Source organism: Leptotrichia sp. oral taxon 847, from assembly GCF_001553645.1.
Classification (GTDB): domain Bacteria; phylum Fusobacteriota; class Fusobacteriia; order Fusobacteriales; family Leptotrichiaceae; genus Leptotrichia.
Genome location: NZ_CP014231.1, coordinates 1,126,124 through 1,139,301, shown reverse-complemented (window position 1 = coordinate 1,139,301; position 13,178 = coordinate 1,126,124). Strand labels below are relative to the sequence as shown.

Annotated in this window: 13 protein-coding genes; 10 read left to right on the top strand and 3 right to left on the bottom strand. The window is 27.6% G+C overall.

Annotated elements, in window-relative coordinates:
• The first annotated feature begins 18 nt into the window (after positions 1-18).
• A complete protein-coding gene (locus AXF11_RS05255) occupies positions 19-597 on the top strand; it encodes a DUF937 domain-containing protein (RefSeq protein WP_068155579.1) in 579 nt (192 codons plus the stop codon).
• Between the two features lie 280 nt (positions 598-877).
• Positions 878-1,720 (top strand): META domain-containing protein, encoded by an 843-nt coding sequence (locus AXF11_RS05250; RefSeq protein ID WP_068155576.1) that lies wholly within the window; start codon positions 878-880, stop codon positions 1,718-1,720.
• A gap of 285 nt (positions 1,721-2,005) precedes the next feature.
• Here AXF11_RS05250 and AXF11_RS05245 read toward each other — a convergent pair whose 3' ends face one another.
• Positions 2,006-2,164, bottom strand: coding sequence for an antifreeze protein (locus tag AXF11_RS05245; RefSeq protein WP_068155574.1), 159 nt, complete (start codon positions 2,162-2,164; stop codon positions 2,006-2,008).
• Between the two features lie 305 nt (positions 2,165-2,469).
• Here AXF11_RS05245 and AXF11_RS05240 point away from each other — a divergent pair, with 305 nt between their 5' ends.
• Positions 2,470-3,828, top strand: coding sequence for a DUF2207 family protein (locus AXF11_RS05240; protein WP_068155572.1), 1,359 nt, complete (start codon positions 2,470-2,472; stop codon positions 3,826-3,828).
• Between the two features lie 20 nt (positions 3,829-3,848).
• On the top strand, positions 3,849-4,817 hold the full coding sequence (locus AXF11_RS05235) for a transposase (RefSeq protein WP_068155571.1): 969 nt from the start codon (positions 3,849-3,851) through the stop codon (positions 4,815-4,817).
• Between the two features lie 160 nt (positions 4,818-4,977).
• Here AXF11_RS05235 and AXF11_RS05230 read toward each other — a convergent pair whose 3' ends face one another.
• Together AXF11_RS05230 and AXF11_RS05225 are read right to left on the bottom strand one after the other, a co-directional pair.
• The gene (locus AXF11_RS05230; RefSeq protein ID WP_068155569.1) at positions 4,978-6,192 is read right to left on the bottom strand and encodes an ATP-binding protein; all 1,215 of its coding nucleotides are present in this window, start codon (positions 6,190-6,192) and stop codon (positions 4,978-4,980) included.
• 232 nt (positions 6,193-6,424) lie between these two features.
• The gene (locus AXF11_RS05225) at positions 6,425-6,688 is read right to left on the bottom strand and encodes a SemiSWEET family transporter (RefSeq protein WP_007070517.1); all 264 of its coding nucleotides are present in this window, start codon (positions 6,686-6,688) and stop codon (positions 6,425-6,427) included.
• A gap of 193 nt (positions 6,689-6,881) precedes the next feature.
• On the opposite strand from AXF11_RS05225, the gene AXF11_RS05220 reads away from it, so the two are divergent.
• The 6 genes from AXF11_RS05220 (at position 6,882) to AXF11_RS05200 (ending at position 13,175) form a co-directional block, all read left to right on the top strand.
• Positions 6,882-8,816, top strand: coding sequence for an ABC-F family ATP-binding cassette domain-containing protein (locus tag AXF11_RS05220; protein ID WP_068155567.1), 1,935 nt, complete (start codon positions 6,882-6,884; stop codon positions 8,814-8,816).
• Between the two features lie 268 nt (positions 8,817-9,084).
• Positions 9,085-9,219: a hypothetical protein gene (locus AXF11_RS11015; protein ID WP_257720965.1), complete on the top strand. Its 135-nt coding sequence runs from the start codon at positions 9,085-9,087 to the stop codon at positions 9,217-9,219.
• A gap of 86 nt (positions 9,220-9,305) precedes the next feature.
• Positions 9,306-9,926, top strand: coding sequence for a tetratricopeptide repeat protein (locus AXF11_RS05215; RefSeq protein ID WP_068155564.1), 621 nt, complete (start codon positions 9,306-9,308; stop codon positions 9,924-9,926).
• 248 nt (positions 9,927-10,174) lie between these two features.
• Positions 10,175-10,798: a protein adenylyltransferase Fic gene (gene fic / locus AXF11_RS05210; protein ID WP_068155562.1), complete on the top strand. Its 624-nt coding sequence runs from the start codon at positions 10,175-10,177 to the stop codon at positions 10,796-10,798.
• Between the two features lie 62 nt (positions 10,799-10,860).
• Complete coding sequence (locus tag AXF11_RS05205; protein ID WP_068155560.1) at positions 10,861-12,399, top strand: tetratricopeptide repeat protein; 1,539 nt, start codon at positions 10,861-10,863, stop codon at positions 12,397-12,399.
• Positions 12,400-12,533: 134 nt separating this feature from the next.
• Positions 12,534-13,175 carry a hypothetical protein gene (locus AXF11_RS05200; protein ID WP_068155558.1) on the top strand — a complete coding sequence of 214 codons (642 nt, stop codon included), beginning with the start codon at positions 12,534-12,536 and terminating at the stop codon, positions 13,173-13,175.
• Positions 13,176-13,178 lie beyond the last annotated feature (3 nt).

The window sequence follows — 13,178 nt, the reverse complement described above, 5'->3', positions numbered from 1 at the left end:
AATTAATTAGGAGAAATTATGAATTTAGAAGCATTATTAGGATTATTGCAAAATCAAAATTTAGAAAATTTATCAAAACAAATAGGTGGAACAGCTGACTCTACAAAAAATGGAATACTCGCAGCAGTTCCTGCACTACTTTCCGCTTTAAACAAAACTTCAAGCACACCTGAAGGAGCAAAAAATTTGAATAATGCACTTACACAACATGATGGCTCTGTTTTAAACAATGTGGAAGGATATTTACAAAATCCTGATTTAAAAGATGGAGCAGGAATTTTAAATCATTTATTTGGAAATAATACACAAAACGTGGCAAATGCCATCTCACAATCAAGTGGTCTGGATACAAAAGGGAGTCTAAAAATACTAGAAACTTTGGCACCACTTGTACTAGGTGCGTTGGGACAGCAAAAAAAAGAAAATAATCTGGATGCACAAGGAATTAGTAACTTAACTTCAAATCTTTCTGCAAGTTTTTCAGGAGATGGAGGAATTATGAATATGATTACAAATCTTTTGGATACGAATAAGGATGGAAATGTAGTAGACGATCTAACTGGAATGATAGGAAAATTTTTAGGTGGGAATAAATAATTAAAAAATCAAAAACTATATTTTTTATGATACTTATTTTCTAAGTATAAAAATTTAATTCAATATTGACATTTTGTATTTAATGTGGTACCCTTGTATTGAATGAAAGCGGCGATTAGTCATAGGATTTATAAATACCTAAAAAGTGAAATCTGTTTCAATTTTTTTAGAAATTTTCAATGAAGTTGGAGCCTATAACTTTGCTTGCGGATAGTTCATAATGAGTGAAATTAATCAAAGATATTTTTATTTTAAAAATTTTAGAAAGAAGGTTTTTATTATGAAAAGAAAAATTTTGTTGATTTTGGCCGTGGTTTTTGCATTTAATTATACAACTTCTTCGGCAGTAACACAAAAAGCTCAGAGTAACTCGGAACAAAATATAGTAAGTACAGATACAGATTATTTGAGAGGAACTTCATGGCAGTTGACTAGTATTAAAGAAAGAAGATTTAAACCTGCAATAACTGATGGAGTAAGTAAAATTAAAATTAATTTTACAGAAGATGGTTTTAACGGAACTTCGGGAGTGAATAATTTTTTTGGAACTTATGCTTTAAGTCAGAATGGTGGTATTCTTATGTCTGATGCAGGTATAACTGAAATGGCAGGTTCTAGAAAAATGATGAAGTTGGAAAGTAAATTTATGAAAATTTTACAAAATGTGGAAAAAGTTAGATACACTAAAAATACTTTAGTTTTGGAAACTGATAGAGGTGAAACTCTAACTTTTAAAAATATAACTAATAATAATTCCAACAATTCATCAAAAGGTAATATTGAAAAAACAATTTCATCGTCTCAATGGAAAGTTACAAATATTTCTGGGAAAAGAGTAAATTTAAAAGGTAAAGGAATTACAGTAAATTTTGATGGAGGAAGAATTAGTGGAAACTCTGGAGTAAATTCATATTCTGGAAATTATGAGATAAAAAATAATAACATTCGTATCGTTTCTGAATTAATGCTTACAGCAATGTTAGGTCCGAACGATGTAATGGAAATAGAAGATAAATTCATAAATATATTAAAAGATGTGAAATACACAAGATTAGTTGATGCTAACACTATAATTCTTTCGACAGAAACAGGCGATACAATAACAATGAAAAAAGTGAAATAAAATATAAAACTTATAATTATGATTATGTACTAATTCGAACTAATTATTTTTATTGATAAAAACAGTTTGGATTAGTACATTTTTATTTTAGAACAAATATTTCTATAAAATTTTAAAAAAATTTTGAGAGTGTAAGTTTTTTTTATGTAATTAAAGTAAAAAATCTCTATATTATTCGATATATAATTTATGCAAAACTTTAGACACTCTCAATACTTTCTATTTTCCTATTTTGTATCATAGATATGATTTTAACAATTTTATTGTTAGCATTAGAAATAATATTTATTGTGTTACAGGAACTGAGCAAATTTCACCGACACCTTGTACATATTCACAAGAACCGCCACTATTTTTTATAGCTCTTCGCATGTTTACTCTTTGAATTAATCCGCAACTACTTGCAAACATTAAAATTATTATTGCAAATACCAATTTTTTCATTTTACACTCTCCTCAACTTTCTATATGTTTTTTTACATTATATTCCAATTTTCTCTCAATTTCAAGTCCGTTATAAATTTATTTTTATGAGTAACTTAAGCTGTTTGACGACCAAAGAGACTGCTTAAAAAATAAGAAATTGTTTTAGTAATTTCACGGGTTGAATAAAAAACTTAAAATAGAAGTTTTTATTTATCACTAAATATTTTATTTCGTCATTGTTTATAAAATTTTTATTCAATCGTTTTAAAATATGATATAATAAGTATTATTTGATAATTTTACGGTTATTACTGGAGAGTTTTATGAAAGAAATAACGATTATTTATATAATTGCAATAACAATCTTACTAATTTACTGCTTTTGGACAGTAAAATTTTGGGGTAAAAATTTTTTCAAAAAAGATGTCATTCCAAAATTGAAAGTTCCGAAAAGCATTTCTGCAATGGGAGTGGGGATTTTGAATAATTCGAGGACGGAGAAAAATTTTCATATTGGAATATTTTCTTTGGTTGAGAAAAATTTTATAATTGCGAAAAAAGAAAAGCTTTTTGAAAATATGGATTTTCAATCGGATATTTTGTATAAGAAAAATTTGGAAAAATCTAAAAGTAATTATTACAGACAAGATGAGCTTTTTGCGGAAGAGCGATGGGTTTTAGATAGCTTGTCGGATTCTGAAAATGGGATTTTAAGTGATTATCAAAGTTTTGGGAATAGAGAGAAATTGCCAAAAATGGATGAAAAAAATATTGATAGAAGAAAAGAGATTTTTAGAGAAGTCTTGCAAGTGTTAATAACTTTTTTAGTAGCTTTTTTGATAAATGTAATTTTAAAGGGTTCTTCATCGAGTAGTTCAAGCGGCAATTATTCGAGAAGTTCGTCGAATCAAAAACCTTTAGATTCTTTTTTTCAAAAAATGTTTGAAATTTATAAAAGGACGAAGAAAAAGTTTTTGGGTTCATTTTGGTCGCCTGAAAAATTGGAAGAATTTATAATTTACAAGAAAAATTCAGGATTTTATATTTTTTATTTTGGAGTTATTTTAGCTTCAATTATAATGACAAGTAAAGATGTAAAATTTGGAAGTGGAGAAGGAAATTTTGGACTTTTAGTTTTAATTGTAATAATTGTTTTTTTCTTGGAAATTTTTTGGCTAAGAATATTATTTTTACTAATACTTTCTAAATATACCTCAAAAATACTAAAAATCCTTATTGCATTGGTATTCTTATTTTCGTTGTATAGTTTTATGTTACCAAATATTTCGTTCATATTTGGACTAAGATTCTATATTTTAATTCCACTTACGTTCGTAATTTTATTTTTTATTTACAAAAAGTTAATCGTGCGATATACTGAAAATGGACTTTTGGCTATGAATGAAATTGAATCATTCAAAAAATACATTTTAAATTTTGAAAAATTAGAAGTTCCTACTTTTTCAAGTGAAGATGAATTAATCGAAAATTTTCAGCAAATGTATATTTACGCTTTTGCTTTGGGAATTGAAAAAAGATTTTTGAATTTTTTGGATATTACTTTGGAGAAAAATAATTTTGCTGGGAGAAAAGAATTTATTTATGAAAAACTTTGGATTTCGACTGTTTTTTGTGATAAAAAATTATTGGGGGAATTGAAACTTAATGTTATGGGAAGATGATTTTTAAGGGAGGAAATTTTATGAAAAAATTTTTAGAAAAAATTGGGAAAGATGAGTTGTTGGAATATTGGCGTTTGTCTAAAGGGAGATTTGATGCTGGGAATTTTGTAGGAATTAATGGTGAATTTGCTATTTTTACATCAATCAGTCCGTATGGGAAAAATGGTGGATTTAGATTTATAAAGATAGATGATTTGAAAAAATTTGGGAAAAATACAGAATATTTGGAATTAATGAAGGAAAAAATAGAAGAAAGAAAATCTAGTGACAGAAAAATTATTGAACTTGAAAAAAATAAATTTTTTAAGGAATTGTTTAAATATTTCAAAAAGAATAAAATTAAATTAAGATTATTTTATGAAGATGACTATCAGAGAGAAGGATATTTAGTAAAAGAATCAAAAGAAATTTTACACTTTCAATGGTGTGATGAAGGTGATAGGGAATCAGAAGAATTTATAAGAAAAAGTGAAATGAAAAGTATAGAGATAGGGAAAAATGTTGTTAAAGATATTATCGTTAAAGATGATAAAATTCAGAAAAATAAAATTGTAATAGCGAGAAATGATATTCAAGGAAGTGTTATTTTTCAAGATGAAAATTACACGTTAATTTATGAAAATGATTTGTTCTGGGCAGATTGCAAGTTTATAATAATAAAAACATCAGACATTTGGGAAATTACAGAAAAAGTTTATCGTATAGAAACAGAGAATGTATCTTTAGAAGAAATTTTGCCTGATATTTCAAATATGGAAATAAAGGAAATCTTGAAAAAATGTTTTGAAAATAAAATATTAGTACATTTTGAGTATGAAAAATCATATTTTGAGAAATTTGGGATAATTGAAAAATTTGAGAATGATAGATTGATTTTGCGGGAAATAGATAAGGGAAGTGGAATTTTTGTTTCTAAATCAGAAATATTGATTGAAGATATTTCGTTTTTATTTGTGAGAAATTGTAGAGTTTTGAGAATCGTGGGTTAAAACTATGGATTTGTTTGTTATAGAAAAAAGAGAACTGATTTTGTTGGTTCTCTTTTATTTTTATCTATTTATTATGAAAATTTTTGGATAAAATTATTATATTATAAAAGTCAGTAAAATAAAATATTGTAAGATAAAAATTTTTACTATAATTCCAAAATCATGAATCCAATAAAAAATCAATAATCCGTTTTCGCTGAATTCCATTTATATTATATTCATCTAAATTATCCATAGAAAGAACATATTTTGGATAGTTGTCTTCAATGTTTTTTAATGGAGAAAATTCTCGGTCAATGGTATTTTCTGAGGCTAAAAGATAAGTTACTTGAATATATAATTTTTTATCTTCTTTTTGTGCGATGAAATCAATTTCTTTTGTTTTTAATTTTCCGATATTTACATTGTATTTTCTTCTTAACAGTTCTAAATAGATGATGTTTTCAAGATGACCAGCGATGTCATTTGCTTTGTATCCTAATTGAGAATGTTTTAAACCTAAGTCAAGAAGATAAAATTTTTCTTGTGTTTCTAAAATGGATTTTCCTTTTATGTCGTATCTTTGAACTTTTGAAATTATATATGCATTCTCAAGTGCTTTTAAATAATTGTAAACGGTTTCAACACTTAATTTTCTACCTTGGTTTTTCAAAAAATCTGAAATTTTTTTGGCAGAAAAAATATTTCCAATATTGTCGAAAATGTATAAAATTATTCGTTCTAAAAGTTCAATATCCCTTATATTATTTCTTGCAACAACATCTTTTAGCAAGACAGAATTATATATATCAGTCAAATATTGATAAATTGAATTCTTATCTTGATTAAAATTGTGGATGGCAGGTAAACCTCCAAATTGCAAATATTTTTCAAAATATTCTTCATTGCTGTAAATTTTTTCTGGATTTTGAATTTTGGAAAAATCTATAAATTCTTTAAAAGATAAAGGAAAAACCTTTATTTCAACATATCTTCCTGCAATGTAGGTAGACAACTCCGAAGACAATAAATTAGCATTTGAACCAGTGATATAAATATCACAATCTAAGTCGAGTAGCAATGAATTTATCACTTTTTCCCAAGAAGCAACTTCTTGAATCTCATCGAGTAAAATATAAATTTTACCAGCTAAATTTTTTGATTTTTCAATAATATAGCTATATAATTTTTGAAAATTTGTAAATTCAGCGAACATTAAAGACTCAAAATTAATAAAAATAATATTTTCTTTATTAATTCTCTTTTCTTCAAGTTCTTTAGATATTAATTTTAAAATCATAGATTTCCCGCTTCTACGCATACCAGTAATAACTTTTATTATCGGCTTATCCATAAATTTTCTAATTTCTTTTAAATATTGCTCTCTTTTTATCATTCTATCACCACCTATATTAACATATACAAGAAATTATATACCAAATTAAAAAATTTTTCAACTTATACTAGAAAAACTTTTCAAAATAATGTATTTTTTAATTATATAATAGAAAAAATAAATAAAAATTTCTGATAAAATAAAAAAAGAGGCATAAAACCTCTTTTTGCTTTTAATATAAAAGTATAATAAAAATATTTAATAGTAAATTTCATTTTTTATAAATAAAAATTTATAAAGCTGTAATAAAAGTTAAAAATCCTAATATTACACCAGCTAAATTTGGAACAATAAGGATGAAATCTTTTTTAGGTTCTTTAGTCCATCCATAAATAACCCAAATTAGACAAGAAATTGAAGCTGTGAGCGGTTGCCAAGGCTGAGCTTTTTCTCCTCCTAAATTAGCGATAATTTGAGGAATATAGGTTATAAACACAAAAACTCCAATAAATGCTCCAATTGAACCAACAATAGTGTTAATTTTCTTTTTGTTCATAAAATTACCTTCTTTCTTAAAAATTTATAGGTAATATAGTATCACAGTTTAATATTTTTGTCAAACTTAAATATTTTGAAAATTTCTCAAACATTGTAAACAAATATCAAAAATGATATAATTTAACGAATAAAATTAAAATATAAAATATGAAAAAATAATTTGATAAAATAGAGAAAAGGAAGGGAATTTGATGAGTTTAGTGCAATTTAATAAGGTGTATAAGCAGTTTGCTGGGGAATATATATTGAAGGATATTAATTTTACGATTGAGGAGAGAGATAAGATTGGGCTTGTTGGGGTGAATGGAGCTGGGAAGTCGACGATTATTCGGATGTTGCTTGATAGAGAGCGGATTGATGGGGCGGAAGATAATTTGAATGAAATTGGGAATATTGTGAAAAGTACTTCGATGAAAATTGGATATTTGTCGCAAAATCATGAGTTTTCAGATGAAAAAAATACGATTTATGAAGAAATGATGTCAGTTTTTGCAGAAGAGAGGGAAATTTGGCATGAACTTCAGAAGGTTAATTTGCTTTTGGGAACGGCTGAAGATGATGAGCTGGAAAAATTGATTAATAAGTCTGCGGAGTTATCGTCGTTTTATGAGGCGAAGGGCGGATATGATATTGAGTATAAGATAAAGCAGATTTTGACTGGGTTGGAGCTAACTGAGGAATATTACAATTTGGTAATTAAAGATTTGAGTGGTGGAGAGCAAACTAGGGTTTCACTTGCAAAATTGCTGCTATCTGAGCCAGATTTGCTAATTTTAGATGAGCCGACAAACCATTTGGACTTGGTTTCAATTGAGTGGCTAGAAAACTATTTGAAACAGTATGCGAAGGCGTTTTTGCTTGTTTCACATGATAGGATTTTTTTGGATAATGTTTGTAACAAAATTTTTGAAATTGAGAATAAGAAATTGCATAAGTATGATGGGAATTTTTCTGCGTTTATCATTCAAAAAGAGATGATTTTAAAAGGGGAAATGAAGCGTTACGAAAAAGAGCAGGAAAAAATTAAGAAAATGGAGGAATATATCGACAGATTCCGTGCTGGAATAAAGGCTAGACAAGCAAAAGGACGACAAAAAATTCTGGACAGAATCGAGCGAATGGATGACCCTGTTTTTAATCCGCAAAGAATGAAATTAAAATTTGAAACAGACACGATTACTGGGGACAATGTTTTAAAAGTGAATGGAATTTCAAAAAGTTTCGACAACAAAAAAGTGTTGAATAATGTGAGTTTTCAGCTATTTCGTGGCGAAAGAGTTGGAATTATTGGAAAAAACGGAATTGGGAAGTCGACTTTGCTAAAAATTTTGGTAAATAAATTGAAGCAGGATTCAGGAACAGTTGAGTTTGGTTCTCGTGTAAAAGTCGGTTATTACGACCAAAATCACATGGATTTGACTCCAGCAAACAATATTTTACAGGAAATTAATAATTCTCTGAATTTGACGGAAGAATATTTGCGAACACTTGCGGGAGCTTTCTTGTTTTCAGGCGACGATGTTTTGAAAAAAGTAGAAAAATTGAGCGGTGGAGAAAAAGTTAGAGTTTCATTCTTAAAATTGTATATGCAAAGAGCGAATTTCCTAATTTTAGACGAGCCGACAAACCATCTGGATATTTACTCAATTGAAGTTTTAGAAGACGCATTGGAAGATTTTGACGGAACAATGCTTGTTGTTTCCCACAATAGACACTTTTTAGACACAATCTGCAACACAATTTACTATCTTGATGAAAATGGTCTTACGAAATTTAAGGGAAATTACGAAGACTACAAAGAAAGCCTAAAAACAGCAAAATCAGCTTCTCAAGGAACAGACCTCGAAACGAAGGAAGAGAAAAAACTCTCATATCAGGAGCAAAAGGAACAGTCAAGAAAAATCGCAAAATTGAAACGTGATATTGAAAAACTGGAAAAGGAAATGGAAAAAATCACAGAAATGAGAGAAAATTTAAATACTGAATACGAAAAGGCTGGAAAAGAAAACAATATGGAAAAACTGATGGAAATGCAGGAAAAACTGGATAGGCTGGAAGAAGAAGAGATGGAGAAGATGGAAGAGTGGGATTTGAAGAGTGAGGAGTTGGAAAAAATGGAGTTATAGATAAAAAATATTTATTAAATTAAAAATATTTGTTATATTTTTATGAATTAATTTGAGTGTGATTTTTGAAGGCTAGAAAAAATAGGGGGAGTATTAGCCTTTTTTATTTTTAAAAAATTTAAAAAAAACAAATACAAATTATTGACAAAGTAAAAAAAAAGATTATACTAATGTTATGTTAGTTAATCTGTAAAAAGTAAGAAAAACTAATTTATTATCAAAATAGGTAAATTTGATAATAAATAATTTTGAGAGGAGGTGTGAGAAAATGGGAGCAGTTGTAACTTGGCAATGTTCGGCATGTGGTAGCATAATATATTCATCTTTAAGACCAACTGGTAAAGCAGGAGGAAGATGTCCTGATACATCAAGTGGAAATCATATATGGCAACAACAAGGATAATTTTTATAGGGAGAGTATAGAAATTTTATTTTCTTACTCTCTTTATATTTATAAAAATATATTATATTATTTTAGGGAGAATAAGATTGTATAAAGAATATAAAGAAAAAGGATATAAAGAATTAGAAAATTTAGTACTAAAAAATGATTACTATGCAATAAATGAACTTGGAGAAAGGAAATTTCAAGAAGGAAATTATAAAGAAGCATTAGAATATTTTGAAAAAGCATCTAAATTAGGAAGTGATATGGCTATAAATAATATAGGATTTTATTTTTTAGAAATTGAAAATAATTTTGAAGAAGCAGAAAAATATTTTAATAAAGCAGTGGAAAAAGGAAATATAGTTGCAATAAATAATCTTGGAGTACTTAATATCGACAAGAATAATTACGAAGATGCGGAGAAGTATTTTTTATTAGCAATAGATAAAAAATGTAGTTTTGCATATAACAATTTAGGTGGATTATATGAAAATGTTTATCAAAAATATGAAGAAGCGGAAAAATTATATCAGAAATGTTTTGAAGAAACAGAAGATACAGTTTGTTTAATAAATTTGGCATATCTTTATCTAAATTATTATGAAAATAAAAATGAAGCAATAAAATATTTAAAATTAGCAATAAGTAAAGGAAATAAAGAAGCAGAGCATGTACTTTTTCATGTATTAAATGATGAGGTTTGCAGTTGCAATAATGACTAATAAAAAAGGCTAGAAAAAAATATAGAAAATTCTAGTCTTTTTTAATATCATAAATTTTATAGTATATTGCGACAAATATTAAAATAAAAAAGGAGTAAAAAACTACAGTAATAAATACTTTGAAAATCATTTAGATTTTGAATAAGACTTTTCCAAAAAACATAAAAAATAGGTAGAAAAAATATAGAGAAAATTATATACTATTTTTGGTTAGCATAATTATATTTAGAAAAGAAAGAGAAAAATAAATGACAAATAGCAAATACAATTGGGAAAACGAAAGTGACAAAATCTTAAAAAGGCTAGTTTCTCAAGACGAAGAAGAATTTTTGAGTAAAAGAAGGGCAAGGGAATTATTTGATAATGGAATATTAAAAAATATTCAAGTGGGAACTTTTGAAGGCTTGAAGGAAATACATCGGTATTTGTTTCAAGAATGTTATGGAAGTGCTGGAGAAGTGCGAAAACATGATATTCAGAAAGGCGATACAGTATTTTGTCGTGCGATGTATCTTGAAGATAATTTAAAGACGGTTTCAAAAATGCCTGAAAATAATTTTGAGGAAATAATTGAGAAATATGTTGAAATGAATATAATGCATCCGTTTTATGAGGGAAATGGAAGAACGACTAGGATTTGGCTGGATCAGATGTTGATAAGAAGTCTTGGAATGTGTGTAAATTGGCAAAATATTAATAGAAATGATTATTTATCGGCAATGAAAAGAAGTGTGATTAATGATTTGGAACTAAAGATACTTTTGAAGGAGAATTTGACGGAAGATGTGGAAAGTAGAGATATATTTATGAATGGTATTAATCAGTCTTATGAATATGAGAATATGAGGAAATATGATGTGTTAAACATATAAAGTAAATATTTAGAATTGGGCTAGTTTACAGGAGAAGTTTCAAAAGAGTAAGGAGCGTGGGTATGGAAATAGTAACAGCAATAATAATTGGAATAGTTATAATTTTTATAGTGATAAATTTTAGAAATCGTAAAAAAATGTATGAATTTGATGATTTTTCGAGAAAAAAAGAAAACAGGGAAAATGAAGAGGAATCAGATAATGTGGATAGATTTGGGCATAGGGTTGTTTCGATAGATGATATTGTTGAAGTGGATTATTCACAAAATTATGAAGGAAATGAAGAAGAAAGAAATGAAGAGTATCAGAAAAGTATTTTTTTTACACATCAGAGTATAATCCTGGGAAATTTTGAGAGGGCGAAGAAAGAGCTGGAAAGAGCAGCAGGATTGAAGATGAGAGGGAATTATGAGCTGGGTAAATTTTATTATTATTGTAAAAAGGATATACAAAATGCGATTAATATGTTCAATTTTGCGTACAATGATGGAGTAAAAGAAGCGGCTTATTATCTTGGAATGATTGAAGAGGGAGCGGAAAATGATGAGCTTGCACAGGACTGGTATAACGAGGGTGCAAAAAATGGCGAAATTAATTCAATAATTAGGCTAGGAAAAATTGCTGAAGAAAAGAAGGATTATGAAGAAGCAGAAAGTATTTATTTAAAAATTGCTGATACAAAAAATGCTGAATTAATATACAATCTTGTAAGAATTTACTTTAAGCAGAATAAAAGAGAAAAAATATTAGAATGGCAGGAAAAATTGTTAAATGAAAAGCAAATTATGGGATTGAATTCTGAAATAATCAAGAATATTGAATTTATGCTTGGAAATGAAAAAGACAGAAAATACGTGGAACTGATTAATCGGGGAAATGAACTTTTGGAAAAGAGAGATAAGGGAAATGCTCAAAAACTGTTTCTTGAAGCAACACAGTATAATGAAAGAGGATATTTGTCGCTTGCAAAATCATATTATGTTGCAGGCAATGGAGAAAAAGCCAAAGATACGTATGAAAAGGCTTATTCTTTAGGAGTGAAAGAGGCGGCTTATGAACTGGGGAAATATTTTGATACGGTTGAAGAAAATGAGAAAGAAGCTGAAAAATGGTATAAAATTGGGCAGGAGCTGGGAGATGCAAAATCTATTTATGAACTTGGGATACTTTATGAATGCAGTAAGGAATTTGGAAAAAGTGAAGAGGAAGCATACAAGCTATATGAAAAAGCCGCTAATATGAAATATGCTCCTGCAATTAGTGATATGATATATTACAATGATAGACAGGAAGACAGGAATAAGTCAAAGGATTGGGCATTTAAAGTATTAAATGAAACAGGATTGATTGAACTTGGGAGAGAAGCAATAAGAAATGCACAGGATTTTCTGCAAGAAATGGGAGAATATACGGGTGATAAAATTTCAGAAAAAAATTATGAAATTGAATACGATGACGATTTAATATATTTTATAGAAAAAAATTCTAAAGGCAGAAATATAAAAGAAGAAACTTATGAAAGAAAAAAATCAAATTTCTGGATAATATTTGGAATTGTAATTTTTATAGTGCGACTGATTATAAAATGTTCAGAGTATTAATTTATAAAAAATAAAGTGGGAATTGTAGTCAATCCACTTAAAAATGGGAATAAAAATATGTAAAAAGTAACTTTCTACTTATGTTTTAAATTAAAATTGCTATATTTTTTTAAAATAGGAAAGGAGGTATCAAAATGAAAAAAATAAATTTAATAATTTTACTTATAAGTTTTGGAATTATTATTAATTCAAATGCTGCAACAAATAGCAAAAAAGGCTGTTATATTCCGAAGGGTGAACTGACTTGCGTAACAGATATAACAATTGAAACTGGAAAGAAAAAATTAAATGAGATGAAAAAACAAAAATCAGAACTTTTTGAAAAATCGCAAGAAAGTTTGAAAAATGGTAGATTTGGAAATAAAACTGTTGGATTTATTGATTTTCCGAGAGGGTGGAAAATGTTTGTAGATGCAGATTCGGGTAAAACAACTATGCAGATAACAAAGGACGGGATTGATATTTACACGCTTGATATAATTTATTTAAATAATAAAAATAATAATTTGATAGATTTAGTAGATGAAGTGGCAAAAAATCAGTATAGTGGACTTTTGAACGCTGGGCATACAAGAGATAACCTTGAAATGAGAAGTATTATAATAAATGGGTATAAAGGTAAACAGGTAAAAGTTAAAAGAATTTCGGGAAAGAGCTGGATAAGTAACTATATTGGATATAATGGAAAGATTTATTTAATAAGTGTTGAAGGTTCGCCTCAAAATGTGGGTGAAATGCAAAAAAATGTTGAAAGAAGCTGGAATCCGTTGAAGTAATAG